This is a genomic window from Budvicia diplopodorum (assembly GCF_009800925.1).
GTDB lineage: Bacteria > Pseudomonadota > Gammaproteobacteria > Enterobacterales > Enterobacteriaceae > Budvicia > Budvicia diplopodorum.
Genome location: NZ_WOYF01000019.1, coordinates 1 through 19314 on the forward strand (window position 1 = coordinate 1; position 19314 = coordinate 19314).

The 19314-nt window shown below is 47.5% G+C and carries 18 protein-coding genes; 6 read left to right on the plus strand and 12 right to left on the minus strand.

Annotated features, from left to right (window positions below; genetic code table 11):
- From GVI43_RS14075 to GVI43_RS14105, 7 genes are all read right to left on the minus strand, one after another.
- The coding region (locus GVI43_RS14075; protein ID WP_211959104.1) for a transposase domain-containing protein at positions 1-183 on the minus strand (183 nt) is incomplete at its 3' end.
- Positions 184-320: 137 nt separating this feature from the next.
- Positions 321-1106, minus strand: coding sequence for a protein bax (locus GVI43_RS14080; RefSeq protein ID WP_159567493.1), 786 nt, complete (start codon positions 1104-1106; stop codon positions 321-323).
- A 371-nt stretch (positions 1107-1477) separates the two neighbouring features.
- Positions 1478-1774 carry a type II toxin-antitoxin system RelE/ParE family toxin gene (locus GVI43_RS14085; protein WP_159567494.1) on the minus strand — a complete coding sequence of 99 codons (297 nt, stop codon included), beginning with the start codon at positions 1772-1774 and terminating at the stop codon, positions 1478-1480.
- A complete protein-coding gene (locus tag GVI43_RS14090) occupies positions 1774-2130 on the minus strand; it encodes an antitoxin of toxin-antitoxin stability system (protein WP_246201864.1) in 357 nt (118 codons plus the stop codon). Before GVI43_RS14090 ends, GVI43_RS14085 begins: the two co-directional genes overlap by 1 nt.
- A gap of 344 nt (positions 2131-2474) precedes the next feature.
- The gene (locus GVI43_RS14095; protein ID WP_246201865.1) at positions 2475-2810 is read right to left on the minus strand and encodes a YdbL family probable chaperone protein; all 336 of its coding nucleotides are present in this window, start codon (positions 2808-2810) and stop codon (positions 2475-2477) included.
- A 9-nt stretch (positions 2811-2819) separates the two neighbouring features.
- Positions 2820-3014 carry a YnbE family lipoprotein gene (locus GVI43_RS14100; RefSeq protein WP_170324340.1) on the minus strand — a complete coding sequence of 65 codons (195 nt, stop codon included), beginning with the start codon at positions 3012-3014 and terminating at the stop codon, positions 2820-2822.
- Positions 3011-5641, minus strand: a complete 2631-nt coding sequence (locus GVI43_RS14105; RefSeq protein WP_343032124.1) for a YdbH family protein — start codon at positions 5639-5641, stop codon at positions 3011-3013. The genes GVI43_RS14100 and GVI43_RS14105 overlap by 4 nt, the downstream gene beginning before the upstream one ends.
- Positions 5642-5804: 163 nt before the next feature.
- On the opposite strand from GVI43_RS14105, the gene GVI43_RS14110 reads away from it, so the two are divergent.
- Positions 5805-6791, plus strand: a complete 987-nt coding sequence (locus GVI43_RS14110) for a 2-hydroxyacid dehydrogenase (RefSeq protein ID WP_159567496.1) — start codon at positions 5805-5807, stop codon at positions 6789-6791.
- Between the two features lie 53 nt (positions 6792-6844).
- Here GVI43_RS14110 and GVI43_RS14115 read toward each other — a convergent pair whose 3' ends face one another.
- Both GVI43_RS14115 and GVI43_RS16095 read right to left on the minus strand, forming a co-directional pair.
- Positions 6845-7084: a hypothetical protein gene (locus GVI43_RS14115; protein ID WP_159567497.1), complete on the minus strand. Its 240-nt coding sequence runs from the start codon at positions 7082-7084 to the stop codon at positions 6845-6847.
- Positions 7085-7976: 892 nt separating this feature from the next.
- A complete protein-coding gene (locus tag GVI43_RS16095; protein WP_159567498.1) occupies positions 7977-8252 on the minus strand; it encodes an IS1-like element transposase in 276 nt (91 codons plus the stop codon).
- A 564-nt stretch (positions 8253-8816) separates the two neighbouring features.
- Between GVI43_RS16095 and ttcA the strand changes: the two genes are divergently transcribed.
- A complete protein-coding gene (ttcA, locus tag GVI43_RS14125) occupies positions 8817-9740 on the plus strand; it encodes a tRNA 2-thiocytidine(32) synthetase TtcA (protein WP_159567499.1) in 924 nt (307 codons plus the stop codon).
- Between the two features lie 65 nt (positions 9741-9805).
- Here ttcA and zntB read toward each other — a convergent pair whose 3' ends face one another.
- Genes zntB through ydiJ form a run of 3 tightly spaced genes read right to left on the minus strand, consistent with a single transcriptional unit; the run spans position 9806 to position 14345 of the window.
- Entirely contained in the window at positions 9806-10789 is a 984-nt protein-coding gene (zntB, locus tag GVI43_RS14130; protein WP_159567500.1) for a zinc transporter ZntB, read from the minus strand.
- 48 nt (positions 10790-10837) lie between these two features.
- A complete protein-coding gene (locus tag GVI43_RS14135) occupies positions 10838-11257 on the minus strand; it encodes a hotdog fold thioesterase (RefSeq protein WP_246201866.1) in 420 nt (139 codons plus the stop codon).
- A gap of 34 nt (positions 11258-11291) precedes the next feature.
- A complete protein-coding gene (gene ydiJ / locus GVI43_RS14140; protein ID WP_159567502.1) occupies positions 11292-14345 on the minus strand; it encodes a D-2-hydroxyglutarate dehydrogenase YdiJ in 3054 nt (1017 codons plus the stop codon).
- A gap of 323 nt (positions 14346-14668) precedes the next feature.
- On the opposite strand from ydiJ, the gene ydiK reads away from it, so the two are divergent.
- From ydiK to GVI43_RS14160, 4 genes are all read left to right on the plus strand, one after another.
- Entirely contained in the window at positions 14669-15781 is a 1113-nt protein-coding gene (gene ydiK, locus GVI43_RS14145) for an AI-2E family transporter YdiK (protein WP_159567503.1), read from the plus strand.
- Between the two features lie 362 nt (positions 15782-16143).
- Positions 16144-16383 carry a DUF1656 domain-containing protein gene (locus GVI43_RS14150; RefSeq protein WP_425482156.1) on the plus strand — a complete coding sequence of 80 codons (240 nt, stop codon included), beginning with the start codon at positions 16144-16146 and terminating at the stop codon, positions 16381-16383.
- A 4-nt stretch (positions 16384-16387) separates the two neighbouring features.
- Positions 16388-17242, plus strand: a complete 855-nt coding sequence (locus tag GVI43_RS14155; RefSeq protein WP_159567505.1) for an efflux RND transporter periplasmic adaptor subunit — start codon at positions 16388-16390, stop codon at positions 17240-17242.
- Between the two features lie 26 nt (positions 17243-17268).
- On the plus strand, positions 17269-19275 hold the full coding sequence (locus GVI43_RS14160) for an FUSC family protein (protein WP_159567506.1): 2007 nt from the start codon (positions 17269-17271) through the stop codon (positions 19273-19275).
- Positions 19276-19314 lie beyond the last annotated feature (39 nt).

Here is a 19314-nt window from a genome sequence, read left to right on the forward strand (position 1 = left end):
CATGCCAACGATGCACCAGACCATCATTTCCAGGGGCAGGCGGCGTTTACGCAGGGTGACTGTGCCGGACTCGGCAAGACAACGAGAGATGAGCTCCGGGTCAAGAAAATCGCCGAGAGAAGTTAGTAGGTTACGCAAGGAGTCGTAACGAGAAACGAGATCAAGGGCCTGTCCCATGTGCATAAAAAAATCCGGAAACGGGTGAGCATTTCCGGATTCTTACACAACCACTGGATCGGTCAACCGATCCTTAACTGATCGGCATTACCTGAATTTCAGGGGCCTTTTGTTTATCGAGAACCAGCAAGTTGGTTAACCAATCATGATTCATCGCTTGCGGTATCAATCGCCTGACGAATCAGACTGTGATTGCTATCCAGCATTTTCCGCAAATAGTTACTGTAGTTTGAACCCAAACGAGAATAACCATGTAGCTTGTTGATCAAGTGGTCGGCCGTTACGGTATCACCGTTACTTCTTAAATTCGCCCTCGATTCACGCAGCGTGTTGTAGGCTGAATGGGTATTCATGTTAATCATATAAGCCGTTACAGACTCATTAATTGAACTATAGGTTGAATACCCCTGTACCGCACCGGATTTGCTATTGCAGTTTTTGCTACCGCAGCGTAGACCAAAAATATTTTTATTGGTCCGGGCCAGTTTAGATGTACCCCATCCTGATTCCGTTGCGGCCTGCGTTGCGACTAAGTGGGTAGGAATAATATCCACCCGCTTGAGCAGCATATCCCAGTTAATATTATCTGGATTAGATGCACAATCAACCTTGTAGCGATCGCATATCTGCCGCACCCGAGCGAGATCCTGACTATTCCAGTTTTTAGACGACCGCCTTTTTGACAACCACTCCCGCTCTGCGTGGATTTGTCTATTTTGCTGGTCAATAATAGGAACAACTGCGTTTAAGAACGCTTTTTTTCTCTGTGTGCCTGAAGGGTATTGTCGCAAATCAGGGAGATCGCTTAACTTGCCGTTGCGAGAATACTCTTGATGAAACACAGTGCTGGTTGATGCCCAACTGGCCGATGTGCTCAAACTCAGTAGAAAAATTGCCGATCCCATTATTTTTAAAACGAGTGAAGGCATAGAACTCCCGACTAGTTTAAAAATGAACAGAAACTAAACGTTAATGATACTGCCCAAAATTGGCAGTGTTAAGATTTAACAAAACTCGATAATACTGTCAATATTATACCCTTCTTTGGATAAAAATCCGAACAAAACTTGATTTGTCGCAGGTTTCTCTGCTTAGCGGTACATATTTTGGCAGGATATGCCGAGAGTTATAACCGTAAATAAGCTATAAGGCTTTCGCCAACAATTTCAGACTTCTGTGGTGCTTTCACGTCTTCAAGAGCGTGAGATAGAATGGATATCTAAAACCCGATCGGTTTTAATCCAGTCGGGCTTTAGCGAAACCTGTTTATACATGCATCCCCATGGGAATGATTAACTGGTTATTTATCATGATCTTGTTCTGGATTTGGCCATTTTCTGGCGGTGTGCACTAATGCAAGAATGTACACCACGCCCATGTCTACTTCATAAACTAAACGGTAATTCTCATGCAGGATAAGCTCACGAGTTCCCGATATTTTTCCTTTTGCTCCAAGCAGTGGATACTCAGTTAACTTATCGGCAAAGCTGCTAAAAAGTTCATCCAGCTTAACGGCTGCCTTAGGGCTATGGCTAGAAATATGGTTCCATATTTCCTCACGATCCTGTCGCGCGTTATCGGCCCAAATAACTTTCATTATTTATCCACTATTCGCGCCCTACGCGCGGCAAACGCAGCTTCAACCTGCTCATCAGAATGCGAGTTGCCATCTTTTATTGAGCTACGGGCTGCGTTAATTTTGTTATGTAAAAATTCATCGTACTCCCTGCTTTCACGCTGGCGTTGGACAAATTCACGCATAAACTCACGCACAATCTGCGATGCCGGTCGGTGAAGAGCTTCAGCTTCCGCCATAAACTCATCCCGGAGTTCAGTTTCCAGCTTTAGGGTAAAGACGGCTTCTTTTGTCATATTACTATCTCCCACGTTAGGTACTAATAAAGTATACACATTCTTAGTATCTTCACGCAGTTCATTCCTATAACCAATCATATTATTTAGCTCCTGATAGGATTTGTTTCAGCATTCTCCCCCACCCAAAAGCCCAATATTGATAATGTTTCAGCCTTTCGACCGATTATTGAATAAAGTCCGAGAAAAAATATTAATGGCTTGAACCGTTTTCAAATAATTTGCGAAGCAGATTACAAAATTCAGCGATGTTGCAGTGGATCCAGTAAAACAGGGAGCAGCGAGAAGAGTTGAAACTTAGATGAGATGAGTGATAAAGCAGAGCCTAATAACAGAACGATGATCGCCTGTTTTCAATCTTGTTTAATAACAAAATAGCTAATGGAGAAATGATGCATACGGCTAACTAACGCCGTCTATTATTGCTATTTTGCATTTCCTTTCTTTAGCCACTGGCCGTTTATCCCGCGCACATACTCGCCCGCTTTAGCCCGTTGAATGAGTTTTTGCCCTGTCACACTGGCGATATCACTCACGCTGACGTTATTCTGGGCAGCGATTTTCTGGTAGCTGTCCTTTCTGGCATGATTAATTTTTTCAGCAAACGCGATGGCTTCCGGCGTTTGCGTGACCGGAGCAATATAGCCGCTCAAGGTTTCACCGACTAGCCCTTGTTGTTTAGCCTCATCCAGAGTTAAAGCGTTAACCCATGAACTGAATAGCAGTGCGGTGCCAATCAGGCAGGTATTGATGGTTTTCATCATCGATCCTTAGAAAATATCAGACTGGGTTTTCAGCATGTTATCGACGTCTTTATCTACTTTAATATGAATCTCATGCTCGATTTTGACGTTCATGTTAATCACAATAGGTTCTTTAGACGGTGCAATTTCAATGCGGGGAACGCAGCCACCAAGCACCAACGACAGCGAAGCCGCACCTAACAACCAATTAAACTTTTTCACTCATCATTCTCCCTTGGTAACGACGCCATTTGCTGTAGTTGTTCCTGTAAATTATCGCCAAAGCGCAGACTGCGCCAAAGCTGGAATACATCTTCTTCATGATGGTAATTAAGCACCACCGGCTTGTTAGCCATTTTAGTCGGGTTAAAACCTCTCACCTGAGCGTCCATGGTCAATAAGCCCAGATTGCTCAGATTAATATCGGTACGGGAGCGGTTAATTTCCATATACCCCAGCCAGCTTATAGCGTCGCCGGTGAACTGATTGTCGTCGCTAATCGCCTGAACAAAATCCTTATCAAGCCGCAGGGTAATGTCTCCGCTATTTTCGATCCAACCGTTACGCACCAGCCATTCGGGGTGATCCAAAAACAGCGGTAATTCACCATCAACTTTACCGGACATGGTGAACTGTTTTGGCTTCAATATGGTAAATAGCTCGCTGAGCTCAACGCCTTTCACCTGCAACATGGCCGGCTCTTTTTGCGGCAGCTTCAGCTCCGTAAGGCCAAGATGCCCTTTCATCATATCAACGCCCACGTTAGATAAGCGCAGAGTATGACGGCTATCATAAGGGTAGAAACCCTGTAAATCCGCGCTGATATTTGTCATCTCAAACAGGTTAGTCAGCTGCTTAATTCTCAACTTAACGGGTTCGGTCGGCCCTAGCTGCCAAACGCTATCTTTTAGACGATAGGACATTACGAAGTCCAGCCCGTCCAGATCGCCATCTTTCAGCCACATACCGCCATTTTTGACCACCCAGTGGCCGCCGGCCTCAATGCCGTTCTTTTCAGATACCGAGAATGCAGCCTGAGCATAAAGCTCGCCGCTACGGATTTTAAACCCGAGATCCGGCGGTAAGAGCGTCTGAAATACCTGTAATGACTGTTCTGGCCACCGGGCTTCGCCCCGGATAATCTGTCCATCCCAACGCCCCCATAGCCTAATCGGGCCAATCTTGTCGGTGTTTAAATCTCCGGTCCACAGGAAGTTCGCCGGGTCTTTACCGTCAAAATGAATATTGAGCGTTGATTTCGGCAAATAGCCGCCGTTTGCAAAGGTCGTTTTTTGTGCCTGTAGCTGCCAGCCGGCCTGATAAGTTCCCTGCTCCCTTTGCCAGTTAAGCGGGGAAGACAAAATCAGCCTTGGCTTATCAATAGTCACCTGCCCGTAAACAAGACGGTTAAACCCGGTCGACAGGCTTTGCAGGTTTATCAGGCTCTCATTCCACTGGCCTTTACCGGACATATCCCATTTGGCTTTCATTGGTGGCATATCGCCATTGCCCCAGAAATTCCATTCCCAGAGGCCACGATCGATCCAGAAGTCTTTAGATTGACCATCGAGATGAAGTTTATATTTTCCCCAATAGCGATGGTTGGCGTTAATAATGGTCTGCAAGCGCCCGGTGATGCCTTTATCCGTTAGCTTAATGCCGCCTAATGGCACACGAGCTTCCTGCAAATAGATATCCGGCGTTATCGGCCCGGTTGCACGGAGTAACGCCCCCTGCATCATTTCCAAGGTCGGATTGAGAATGGTACCGCTTAGCGTGCCGGAAAGAGTGGCATAGAAGGACATCTCAGCCTGATTTACCTTACCGGTGAACTGGATCGGTAAGTGGCTCTCCGTCATGCTGATATGCCCGGGGTTAAAGGTTAACACCGCATTACCTTTACCGTTCGCGCCCTGCGTGACCACGTTTAATCGGGCTTCGATATCCGCCTCAGAATAGTCATTGCTCCAGTTGGTCAAGGTTAAACGAATGCCGCCGGTAAGGGGCTGTGAAGCATAAGGCCAGTGCCACTGACCCTGTTCAACCACTAACCGTTTATCCGCAATCGATAATTCCCAAGGAACGTCCAGCAGCCGCTGTTCTTCCCCCTGTGGCGTAACGGTTAAATGACCCTTTTGCTGTTGCCAGTTAAGCTTCATTAATAGCGGTTTTTCAGCGTAGGTCGTGACGAACTCACCGTTGATATCACCCTGCTCCGGTATCGCATCGAGGCTGACGGGCACGTTAATTTCGCCGTTAAGCTGAATAACGTCTTCACTGTCCGGAATTTGTAACCGTAGCGATTCGATGGTTAGCATTTGCTGGCTATTTAAAGAAACCGTACCGGAAGCCAAATTGCCCTGAAACGACAGGCGTTGGCCTTTATCGTTGCTGCTCAGATTAACCCGACTTTCATAGGGATCCCAAGGCGTAACCCGAAGGCGTTCCAAAGACAAATCAAAGGACGGTAGCTGGCGTTGGATTTTAGCAATCGACAGCGGAATATTTTGTTCGATAGTTTCAGGCTGGTCCGGCAATTTTTCCAAACAGTGGGTATCGATATCCAGCGAGTTACCGTGCAGTATCCATTTATTTTGTTGGTATACCAAAGTCAGCGGGCCCGCGTCGGCTAAGGGACAATCGCCCGCGTAAAGCTGAATGCCGGATAGCGAAATACCGCGCTTAACAAAATGGGGGCGTTCTGATACGGTGAGATGAGTCCCGGGTGGTAGCCATAGGCCGACAGCGTTAGGTAGCCATTTGGCTGTAGTCATCCATAGCGCAATTGCTGAACTAATTAGTGTAACGACTATTATCAGCGCAATTTTAATACGCTTACCTATTATCACGCTCTATTTACCCCGTGGCGCAAAACAAGTCCGAAATATAGCATATTAATCATATGGGCTAAACTGGATCTAGCCGGTTAACTAATTACATTAACGTATCGTTGAATTGTCGCTATACCCGATATCTGATAAGTTAATTCCATTATCATGGTGGAGAAATACGATGAAATTAGCTATTTACAGTACAAAACAGTACGACCGTAAGTATCTTGAGATCGCCAATGAGAAGTTCGGATTTAACCTTGAATTTTTTGATTTTAAGCTCAGCCAGCAAACGGCCAAAACCGCAGAAGGATGCGAAGCGGTGTGTATTTTCGTTAATGATGATGGAAGTCGTCCGGTTCTCAACGAGCTGGTCGATCACGGAGTGAAAATGCTGGCCTTGCGCTGTGCGGGATTCAACAACGTCGATCTCGATGCCGCCAAAGAGTTGGGGCTGAAAGTGGTTCGCGTTCCGGCCTATTCACCGCAAGCCGTTGCAGAACACGCCGTCGGTTTGATGATGAGCCTTAACCGCCGGATTCATCGCGCCTACCAAAGAACCCGCGATGCAAACTTCTCTCTGGAAGGATTAATCGGCTTTAATATGCATAACCGTACCGCTGGCATTATCGGTACGGGGAAAATTGGTATTGCCACCATGCGGATCCTAAAAGGCTTTGGCATGAAACTGCTGGCCTTTGACCCTTATCCATCGCCTCAGGCGCAGGAACTGGGGGCTGAATATGTCGATTTAAAAACGCTGTATGCCAACTCTGACGTTATCTCCCTGCATTGCCCTCTGACGCCGGAAAATCACTATTTACTCAATAAGGCGGCCTTTGACCAAATGAAAAACGGGGTGATGATCGTTAACACCAGCCGCGGCGGGCTAATTGATTCTCCGGCAGCTATTGAAGCATTAAAGCAGCAGAAAATTGGTTCACTGGGCATGGATGTATACGAAAACGAGCGGGACTTATTCTTTGAAGATAAATCAAATGATGTGATTCAAGACGACGTGTTCCGTCGGTTATCTTCGTGTCACAACGTATTGTTTACCGGCCATCAGGCATTTTTAACCGAAGAAGCACTACTCAATATTTCAGAAACAACGCTGCAAAATATTCAGCAATTGGAACGCCACGAGCCCTGCTCCAATTTGCTGTAATGGCCGTTGCCTGTTTAACCAATAATGGCGTTTCTAACTGTATGAACAAATAGTTAGAAGCGCTTACCGTTAGAAAGCACACATTTTCCGACTATGCTGCCGTCGAGATTATGCAGGGTGGTCGGCATTCCGCCCATATTATTACAGCTAGTCAATGCGACTTCGTCCATCGGTGCGGTAACGTCAGGCTCCATTGCCTGCGTGGGCAATAAGCGCGTCTGGTCTGGGGTACTACTGCATCCGGCTAAAAATAGGGTGGTACACAATACGGCCAGACTGATTTTTCCCTTCATGTTGACTCCTGATAATTTTTTCCTGTAAGTCAGCAGCATAAACGCTGCCGTAACGCCGGTGGTTACCCCTGACATAAAATTTGATTAATCTAGAAATAACCTTTACCTGCGTGGCGTAGCACTTTTTGTCATACAAACCGAGCCACAGCCGGATAGCATAAATCCGCTATTGATTTAGCGATCCACTGCTTTTCAGTTATTTTGACTGAGTTGATAACCAGCGCATTTTGCGTTGGTTTTTTTTATCATTAAAAATAACCAGCAAAGGCTTTGGAAGTTTTAGCCTATTAACGGTGAATAGTCCAGTATTCCGCACTCTGAAAGCAAACCAATATAAAGAATGCACGTTCTGTTACACCCTACTTTATCGCTATCCACACAAAACGGCTTTGGCCCCCGATTAACCCTTCAGCCTGTCTATTAACGCTTTTGACATGGTTTCTTAAAACCATAATACAAAATAAAGACGATATTTTTATCATTCTGCGTTGTTTTAAAAAGCGTTAATATCAATAAAAGTATTGAATCTATGATGACTACCAATGGTCACTTACGGCTATTCTTGTCCGCCTTCAGATGGATTAGCCGCAGCCACGCGATTCCAACGCCTGAGTACCGTAGTACCAGACTTTACGGCCCGTTTTCAGACTAAAGCAGAAAAACAGTTTCAGCGTGGTAATCGATTGATTAGCCTATTAGTAAATAAAGGGATTGAGAAAATAGAATCTGAATAATTTAGACAAATAAATAAAGCACCATAGCAGGTGCTTTATTTATTATAAAAGTAATTAATATAAAATCAGCAGAATAATAAATAATAATTTTATATTTAATCACACGATCAATATGCGTTACTAAAATAACTAACTCGAACTTTCGTTTCTATATTAATTCAACTAACTTGCTCTACCGTTTTTAAATATCGCATGACGGTATTTAGACCAACTTTAAGCGTTCGGCTGGTATGTCTTATTCCAGCACCTTGAGATGCCATTTCAATGATCTTTTCTTTCATGCCCGGCTGATGTGCCCGATACAAATAAGATAGCTGGAACGTTTTTCTGCAATCGTTACAGTAGTACCTTGGATACCCACCCCGCCCCTTACCGTGCTTTCTAACGGGCTGAGTCTCATTACAGTGGCGACATGCAACTTCTATGGTAACCATCTTCCACCTCCTTCTGGATAAAATTATCTGACAATAAATAACCGTGATAGTAACTCGTTATAAAATGTTAGCCCGCGCAGAACTTAAACTTTTATATCCTGATTACGCTCGATTTTTGTTAATCTCGATAAATTCTAGCAACCGAATTTTCAATTAAAAGGTTACACCCATCTTAAAAATCTCCCTTACAGGAATTCGAGTGTAGCAAAATATTTTTACAATTTTAACCAGAGAATGTGAATATATAACATCACCATAAATACTAGTATTTTTGACAGTTACCAATGTGGGGATTTCATATTATTATTTAAAGTTAAGTGATTTTCATTGAAGTGTAGTTACACTCTTTAATCTATCCCAATCGCGTTTATAGTTTCTATTTCCACCTTTTCTACCTTTCCTTTCCGTCCCCTCGCCATATTTTCTACGGCCAGACGGCTCATTCTTATACTGACAATCGCAGCAATAATCCGTACCATAGCCCTCCCGCTATTCTATGGCTATTTTCACCATAATAGCGCTAACTTATTGAATCAAAGCAACCAGGCAGACAGAGCTACAGGCATGAGTACATCAGCAGCGCTAAACCAAAAAGACCAATATAATCTGAATAAACTTCATAAACGTTTACGCCGCAACGTCGGAGAGGCCATTTCCGACTTTGCGATGATTGAGGAAGGCGATCGAATTATGGTTTGCCTCTCAGGCGGAAAAGATAGCTATACCATGCTGGATATTCTGCAAAATTTACAGAGAAGCGCGCCGGTTAACTTTGAGCTGATAGCCGTCAACCTAGATCAAAAGCAGCCGGGTTTTCCTGAAGACATTCTGCCCGAGTATCTAAAAAACCTCGGCATTGAATACAAAATTGTTGAAGAAAATACCTACGGCATCGTTAAAGATAAAATTCCGGAAGGTAAAACCACCTGCTCTCTGTGCTCACGCCTGCGCCGCGGCATTCTATACCGTACGGCCACCGAACTTGGTGCCACTAAAATTGCGCTAGGCCATCACCGCGACGATATTCTGCAAACGCTGTTTTTAAATATGTTCTACGGCGGCAAGCTTAAAGGTATGCCACCCAAGCTCATCAGCGATGACGGCAAACATATTGTTATCCGCCCTTTGGCCTATTGCCGTGAGAAAGATATCGAACGCTATGCTCAGGCCAAGTCGTTTCCGATTATTCCCTGTAACCTGTGTGGATCGCAGCCGAACCTACAGCGTCAGGTAATTAAAGAAATGATAATCGACTGGGATCGTCGTTACCCCGGCCGGGTAGAAACCATGTTTAGTGCGATGCAAAACGTCGTACCTTCGCACCTGTGCGACCGTGAACTGTTTGACTTCACGGCAATACGGCACGGAATGGAAGTCATTGACGGCGGAGACTTAGCGTTTGACCGCGAAGAACTGCCGCTTAATCCGATAGGCTTCGTACCGGAAGAAAACGATAGTTTGAGTATCGACGTGCTTGAAGTGAAATAAAGAAGTGAAATAAAAAAGCGCCGGGCCCGTTAATCAACGATCCCGGCGTTTAAACAACTCGTCAGCTACAGCCATTTACTGCGCTTTAACCACCATAAAACCCCGCCACCCAGCATAAACAGAATCCCACAAAAGATAGCAAAGCCTTGCTCTTTATCGCCGCCCGGAATACCGCCCAGATTAACGCCAAACAGTCCGGTTAAAAACGTTGCGGGCAGAAACAGCATTGCCAACAGCGACATGGTATAGGTACGACGGTTCATCGATTCGGCAATCAGCGCATTAATTTCGTCCACCAGTACCGCCGTACGGGATATCGTCGCATCGAGATCGTCTAATCCTCGGCCTAACCTATCGGCAATTTCCTGCATTCTGTGGCGATCTTCATTGGTCATCCAAGACAGGCGTTCACTGGCTAAACGGGAGAAGACGTCCCGCTGAGGCGCTAAATGACGACGTAAGACGATCAGCTGTTTACGAATCAGCGACATTGCCCCTCTGCCTGGAATAGTCCGCTCAAGCAGCCCGTCTTCTAAATCAATAACCCGACCGTGAATATCATCAATAAAGTCGCTGGCCTGATCGGTTAAGTAGTCGAGCACCTCAACCAACCAGCTACCGCTGTGGGTTGGGCCGGTCTTTTTCTTTAGTTCATTAACCACTTCGTCTACCGCATAAATTGGCCGGTGACGGGTAGAGATAATCAGTTTCTCGGTGATATAGATACGGATAGTGACTAACGGATCGGGTATCGCATTATTATCCAGATTAATACCGCGTAATATAATCAGCGTACCCTCACCCTGACGCGCAACCCTTGGCCGGCAGCTCTCCCCCGATAACGCTTCTTTAAAGCTGTCGGGTAACAGATTGGTCGCCTGAAACCAGGCTAAACTGCTTTCTTGCTCATAGTCGATATGTAGCCAGGCTGGCTGCTCAGGCGTGATTTCAGACTTATCGTTTAGCGGTAGCATTCCACCTTTGCCGTCTAACTGGCAAGAATGGATCTTCTCTGAAACCGCTAACTGCTTACCCGTAATTTTATCCACAACGTTCACCTTTCAAAACACCTTTGTTCGCCATTACGGCTGTCCTATCTATAGTTTTTTATCCAACACGGCCGTTGTCAGGCGGGAAATACAGCATAACCGTTCTGCGTCATCATAGATTTTAATCTCCCACACTTGATGAGTCCGGCCCAGATGAATCGCCTGACAAACTCCGCGCACTAATCCCTTCTTAGCGGCCCGAAGATGGTTAGCATTGATCTCAATACCGGCTACCTGCGCATCGCCCTCACAGCACAGATATCCGGCAACCGAACCCAACGTTTCCGCTAACACCACCGACGCTCCGCCGTGCAGTAAGCCAAACGGTTGTACGGTGCGTTGGTCAACCGGCATCGTCGCTTCCAGAGAATTAGCATCCTGCTTAGTATAAATGATGCCAACGTGTTCAATCATGGTGCCTTTAGACATCTGATTCAGCTCAGCCAGCGACTTTTGTCGTTTCCACATATCACTCTCACCTTGTTTCATTAATCATGCTGGCTCAGATCAGCTCAAGCAATGCCTGTAACGGGTGTTTTAACACCACGCCGTTAAAACGTTTCACCTGACTGCGGCAGGAATAACCGGTGGCAAGACAGCGCTCCGCGCTTTTTCCCACTAACGCACGCTGCCACGATAGCGCATAAATACCCGCAGAATTTTCTGCGTTATCGGCCTCATGACCGTAGGTACCGGCCATACCACAGCAGCCAAGGCTAACCTCATTGAGCCGGGCACCGAAGTGACCGAACAGGGCCTGCCACTGTTTGCCGCTGGCGGGAAGCGAGGTACTTTCAGTACAGTGGCCGAACAAGTACCACGGCTCCTGTACGCCTTCTTTTGCAGGAAAACGATTCAGGTTGGCCGTCAGCCATTCATGGACTAACTGAACCTGAAAACTCCCGCGCTCAATGCCCAGCGCATGCTGATATTCATCGCGATAGCAAAGGACCAGCGCCGGATCGACACCCACCATTGGAATATTCAGCTTAGCCACTCGGTTGAGCACCTCAGCCGTGCGTCTGGCGGTTTTGGCAAACTGATGCAGAAAACCTTTAATATGCTGCGCTTTGCCGTTCGGCGAGAATGGCAGCACCACCGCAATCATTCCCAGCCTTTCCACTAATAGAACGAAGTCGGCAACCACTTTGGCATCGTAGTAGCTGGTAAACGGATCCTGAACGATTAACACGTAATTCTGTCTGGCATCTGGCGCTAAATTCTCTAGCTGTTCCAGCGTCATGCTACAAGATTTATGCCCCTGTAGCTGTTGCTTTAGCGTTGGTGAAGAGAGCAACGGTAGGTTCACCATCCCGATGCTTTTCGCCCCTAACGATTGAACCCAAGTCTGGCGGATAAAAAAGTTAAATACCTTCGGCGCTTTAGCCATGACTGGCGCATAGTGTTCCACCGACGCCACCAGATAGTCTCTGGCCGGGCGTAAATAACGGCTATGGTAAAGCTGTAGGAAGCGAGAACGGAACGCCGGAACGTCAATTTTAATCGGGCATTGGGTCGAACAGGCTTTACAGGCTAAACACCCGGCCATCGACTGCTTAACCTCATGAGAAAAATCGTATTCACCCTGATGCTTACGCCAGCTGTTTTTGGTTTTATCCAGCAACCCACGCCAGCTGATACGCTGCCCGACAAGCTGTTGTTCAATTTGCAGTGGGTCAACGCCCTGTTCGGCCAACAGCCGCAGCCATTCGCGCACCAGCGATGCCCTGCCTTTCGGCGAATGTACCCGATTGGCACTAACCTTCATGGAAGGACACATCGGGCTGTTAACGTCAAAATTGAAGCACAGGCCGTTACCGTTACACTCCATCGCGCCTTTAAACGCCGTACGAACCGCAACGGGAATACGGCGATCGAAAGCGCCGCGCTTCACCGCGTCAACTTTAAACACCGGCTCGTCTTTGCCCTTAGGCGGGCAAATTTTGCCGGGATTGAGCCTGTTTTCCGGGTCAAATGCGGCCTTTATCCGGCGCAGCTCATCGTAAAGCTCAGGGCCGAAAAACGCCGGGCTATATTCAGCACGAAAGCCTTTACCGTGTTCGCCCCACAGCAGCCCGCCATATTTTGCCGTGAGCTCGACAATTCGATCGGACAGCTGCTTCATTAATATTTCTTGCTGAGGATCGCACATGTCCAGCGCTGGCCGAACGTGTAAAACCCCGGCATCAACGTGGCCAAACATGCCATAGGCTAAATTGTGCTCGTCAAGCAGCGCCCGAAACTCTGTAATATAATCGGCTAAATGTTCAGGCGGCACGCAGGTGTCTTCCGCAAAAGGTATTGGCTTCGCAAATCCCTTGGCGTTACCCAGTAGCCCGACGGCTTTTTTACGCATCGCATAAATGCGTTCGATGTTCGCCAGATCGCTACAAAGCTGATAACCGATAACCCCGCCCTCACCGGCAGCCATCAGCCGATCTAGGCGGGAACAGAGCTGCTCAACCTGTGCATCAATCAATGGTTCATCGTCACCGGCAAACTCAATAATATTCAGCCCCTGCATGTCTTTATTTGGTACATCGGTAATTAAATCTTTCACCGACTCCCAGATAATGTCTTCGCGGGCCAGATTAAACACTTTGGAGTCAACCGTTTCGACCGAGAGCGCTTTCACTTCAACCATCAGTGGCGCATTTCTCAGCGCCGAGTCAAAACTGTCATACTTCACGTTCACCAAGCGACGTACCGCAGGCAGCGGGGTGATATTCAGTCGGGCTTCAGTAATAAACGCCAATGAGCCTTCAGAACCGGTCAGAATGCGGCTTAAATCGAAGGTCTGCAAATCATCGCTGAATACGTGGCGAAGATCGTAACCGGTTAAAAAGCGATTGAGCTTAGGAAACTTCTCCAGCACTAGCTCACGCTGAAGCCTACAGCGCGTCAGTACCGCGTGATAAACCAGCCCTGATTGCGTCTGCTGCTCGGCTAACCGTTCTGCCAATTCAACCGGCATCGGATGGGTATCCAGCAGCTCACCGTTCAGCAATACGCTTCTCAGACCCAGCACGTGGTCAGAGGTTTTACCGTAAACCAGCGAGCCTTGACCGGAGGCATCGGTATTTATCATGCCGCCCAGCGTTGCCCGGTTGCTGGTAGAAAGCTCCGGAGAAAAGAAATAGCCATGGGGTTTGAGGTACTGATTAAGCTGGTCTTTAATCACGCCAGACTCAACCCGCACCCAGCCTTGTTCAACGTTGAGCTCCAGAATACGGTGCATATAGCGCGACATATCAACCACAATGCCGTCGTTAAGCGACTGGCCGTTAGTGCCGGTTCCACCGCCTCTTGGCGTGAATTTCAGTTGAGAAAACTGGGGGTAGTGGCCGGTGCGGGCGATGAGAATAACGTCCGCCGTTGAGCGTGGAAACACTATCGCCTGAGGCAATAGCTGATAAATACTGTTATCCGTCGCCATGGTCAGGCGATCGGCATAATGGGTGGCGACATCGCCGCTAAAACCCGACTGTTTTAGCGCATCCAGATAGTCCTGAACCAGTAAGTCTACTCCCGGAGCCTGCTTTAGCTGTGGAATCATTTGCCGTTTATCTCTTTTATATTATTTTTTAGACCTTCACATTACCCGATACTCGATTGCTTCATACTACTGACAGCACCATCCCCTTATGGCCAGCGAATTCAATTAGCATAGTTGTTTTATAGTTTACGTCGCTAATTGGTTAAATTTATATCATGCGGTAAAACGTGAGCTGATTGAGGATTAAAAAGCAACCCGCGTTTAATTGCGCCGCTAAGCTATATTCTATATTCATCAGTTTATTAAGCTAAGATGATAGTTATGCCAGCCATGTCAGATAATGTAAACTATCACTATATCCTTTTATTAATGAGACATATTGCATGAATCCATCTCATAAGCGCTACGACCTTGCTCGCCTGATGTTTGGCATATTGTTTATCGCTATTCTTATTATTACCAGTTTTTGGGTGGTTCAACCTTTTATATTAGCCTTTGCCTGGGCTGGCATGGTGGTTATTGCTACTTGGCCGTTATTGCTTCGCGTTCAAAAAATGACATGGGGAAAAAGAGCTCCGGCCGTTGCCATTATGACCCTATTGATCGTTCTGCTATTCGTTATTCCATTCAGTCTGGTCATTAATAGCATTGTTGATAACAGCGGTAGCTTAGTTGATTGGTTATCTAAGCCGGAAAACTGGCATATTCCTAAGCTAACCTGGTTAGAAAATGTGCCTATCGTCGGTGAACGGCTGCTGAAAGCGTGGAAATCAATGACCGCCGATGGCGGTAAAATATTAGTATCCAACGTTCAGCCGTATGCCGGAGCCAGCGCCACATGGTTTGTCTCACAGGTTGCGCACGTTGGCAGCTTTATGCTTCACGGAACCTTAATGGTGGTGTTCAGCGCCCTTCTGTACAGTAAAGGTGAGTCTGTCGCCACCGGCATTCGCCATTTTGCCTTACGGCTGGCCGAGGGGCGCGGTGAAGCCGCCGTTATTCTGGCCGGGCAGGCCATTAAAGGCGTTGCGCTTGGCATTGTGGTTACCGCACTGGTTCAGGCGTTATTGGGCGGTGTCGGGCTAGCGGTAGCCGGTATTCCCTACGCAACCTTGCTCACCGTTCTGATGTTTATCTGCTGTCTGGCACAAATCGGCCCGTCGTTGATTCTGGCGGCCGCCGTTATCTGGCTATATTGGACCGGTGATAACACATGGGGTACCGTATTGCTGGTCTGGGGATCCTTAGTCTCCACCATGGATAACGTACTTCGCCCCATGCTAATTCGTATGGGCGCAGACCTTCCGCTACTGCTTATTTTGTCCGGCGTTATCGGTGGGTTGCTGGCCTTTGGCATGATAGGTTTGTTTATCGGGCCGGTGGTGTTGGCGGTGTCTTACCGTTTAATCTCTGCGTGGATGAATGAAGTGCCTGAACCGCAGGCCGAACTGCCTGACGTCGCAGAAGAGTTGCCCGACCCGACGGCAGAAAGCTAATACTGTTTTTCACAGTTAAAAGCCACTTCCAGAGGGGGCTTAGGAATATCAATAAAGATCAGCCTCAGGGCTGATTTTTTTATACCGATAAAACGGTGACGACCAGAAAAACTACCGGTTCTAGAAATGAAATATATCGTCTTCCAATCTGGGGCTATAATTTAACTAATTGAGCTAAATCCGTATTTCCTGCCAATTGAGCCGCTCCGTTTTTTCCGATCGCGTGATAACATAGCACCGAAGTTGAGTTCCCTATTGGTGGCAGTCACTTGCCGGTATCCCTCTCTTCCACGGTGATACCTTGAAGCGCTGTATGCTCGCTGGAATAGAAGGTTGTATCAGAACAAATCAAGATAGGTATTATCAACGTGGACATCTTTTCAAATAGCGGTAATGCTTTATCCGATCTGGTTTTCGGTGCATCACTTTACTTTCCGCCAATATTTAAAGCACTCATGCTTGGCTTTGTGATATGGCTACTGGTTCACCGGGTGATACGTGACTGGCTCTATTCCAGCGAAGTCTGGCACCCGACGCTGATGGACCTGTGCATTTTTATCATTGCCGTCAGCGGTTCTATGTGGATATTAACCCGTTGGTAATCTTATGAAGCTAAATACTTTCAAATACTTTTCTACCGTGATCGTGTTTGCCATTGCCGTTAGCGCGGGCTGGTGGCTGTGGAATTACTACATGCAATCACCCTGGACCCGTGACGGTAAAATTCGGGCAGAGCAGGTTAACATCACGCCTGAAGTCTCCGGCAAACTGTTGCTGGTTAACGTTAAAGATAACCAAATGGTGAAAAAAGGCGATCTGCTGTTTACCATTGATGAAACCGTCTATCAGATTGAAGTAAATAGAGCGGAAGGTGCGCTGGCTAAAGCGTTATCCGATCTAGACAAAGCAAATCATGAGGCCACTCGCCGCCAACGGTTACCGGTTACCACCATATCACAAGAAGAGTTAGATGAAGCCAATCTGGCGGTAAAGGCCATGAAGGCTAACTATAAAGCCGCTCTGGCGGCGCTTGAACAAACCCAGTGGAATTTGGCTCACACTAAAATCACCGCACCGACCGATGGCTATATTACTAACTTACACACCCGCTCCGGCAGCTATGCCACCGCCGGGCTGCCGTTAGTGGCGCTGGTGGATATTCATTCCTTTTATGTGATGGGCTATTTCGAAGAAACCAAGCTAGATAACATCAAACAGGGTAGCAAAGCGGACATCACGCTGTATAACGGTAACACCAAGCTTCAGGGCGAAGTCGAAAGCATTGGCCGGGCGATTTACGACCAAAGCATTGACGGAAATTCAGATATGCTAATGAACGTTAAGCCAAACGTTCCTTGGGTTCGACTGGCCCAGCGAATTCCGGTCAGAATTGCTCTGATAAACGTTCCCGACAGCGTTCTGTTGGTTGCCGGAACCACCTGTTCCGTTGCCCTTGATTAATAAACAGCAACGTAAAGGCATAACGCGTGAATATTTCCTGGCTTGAATGGAAAAATACGCCATGGGGTAAAGCCAACAAAGCCCAGTGGCGATACGCACTGCGTAATTCGATTGCCATGTGTCTATCGCTGGGCGTGGCTTTTTTACTGGACCTCGACCAACCCTACTGGGCAATGACCTCCGCCGCCGTTGTCAGTTTCCCGACGATTGGCGGCGTTATCAGCAAAAGCATTGGCCGTATTTTTGGTAGCCTGCTCGGGGCGCTAGCCTCAATGCTGATTGCCGGAGCCTGCCTCAACGACCCTTGGCTGTTCACTTTTTTTATTGCTGGCTGGCTGGCGCTGTGTACCTATATTTCTAACCACTATCAAAATAACGTCTCCTACGCGTTTGCGCTGGCTGGCTATACCGCGGCTATTATTACCTTCTCCCTGTCTGACGCAACTGACGCCATGCAGGTGTTTGATATTACTCAGGCAAGGGTGTGCGAAGTCATCACCGGTATCATTTGCGGTGCATTAATGATGATGATCCTGCCCAGTACCTCTGACGGCACCACTCTGCTCGATTCATTGCGTAACATGCACTTACGTTTGCTGGATCACGCCAGAATGCTTTGGCAGCCGGAGGTCACTCACCAAATGAGAACCTCCCACGAAGGCGTTATTAGTCAAATTCTGACGATCAACGTACTGCGAATTCAGGCCTTTTGGAGCCACTATCGCCTGCGACGCCGCAATAACGTATTGAATTTCATGCTGCATCAACAGCTTAGCTTAACCAGCGTCATATCCAGTATTCGCCGGATGCTGCTTAACTGGCCGGATCGACCCGACCATCTGCCAGAGGTGTTAGACCAGCTATTAACCGAGCTCAAACGGCCTGATACCAATAAATACCGGCTGGCTAAAATATTGCAAAAGATCTATCCCCATAGCGGCAACGACTTTCGTCATAAAACCTTCTGGCTGCGCTTACGCCAATTTTGTTGGCTGTATCTCCAGTCTACCCGCTGGCTGAACAAGCTGGATGAAATGACCCCAACCGCTCAGCTTCAGCCACCCAAGGTTAACAGCATAGCTCAGCATACGGACTCGGCCGAAGCCGCCTATAACGCCCTGCGCACCTTTTTGTGTATCGTTATCGGCTGCGCTTACTGGATTAACACACAGTGGGATGCTGGCGCTGCGGCAATGACGCTGGCGGCAATCAGCTGCGTACTTTACTCGGGCATTCCGGCACCGATTAAAAGCATCAGCATGCAGATAAAAGCGCTGATTCCACTGTCTATCGGCTGTTATCTGGTCAAGTATGGCCTGATGATCCAGATCGACAGCCTATGGGTATTCTGCTCGTTTCTGTTTCCGGTACTGCTCACCATGCAGATGATGAAACTGCAGCATCCCGCCTCTGCTGGGCTCTGGGGGCTATCAATCGTCTATATGGGATCGTTTTTGGCCGTCACAAACCCACCCGACTATGATTTTCAAGACTACATCAACGACGACTTTGGCAAACTGGTCGGTGTGATGCTGGCCGGCGTGGCGTTCCAAATTTTAAGCCCAAGCTCAGACAAGCGGAAAAGCCGTCGGCTTATCCGAGCCCTACGCCGGGACTTTATCGATCAGCTCAGTCAAAAGCCGCAGCAGAGCGAAAGCCAGTTTGAATCTCGCATTTATCACCGCATCAGCCAGCTTAATCAAAGTAACGATGAGCCAGCCCGGCTGTGGTTATTGCGCTGGGGCGTGGTATTACTCAACTGTAGCCATATCGTATGGCAACTGCGAGAATGGCAGGTGCGATCCGATCCCCTATCCGTGGTACGAGAGGTTTGCATTCGCTGTTTGAAAGGCATCATGACCGAAAAAGGCGTTCAGCAAAAATCACTCGATGCCACGCTGGAAGAGCTACTGCGCATGAGCACCGCCCTGTCGCGCCATCCTGAAACATCCGCACAAGATTTAGCCGGGCTTATCTGGCAGCTATATTGCTCGTTGTCTCAGCTACAGCAAACTTATCTAACCAAACCATAGCTATCGCAAACAGATAAAGCGTTACTATCCGTAACAATT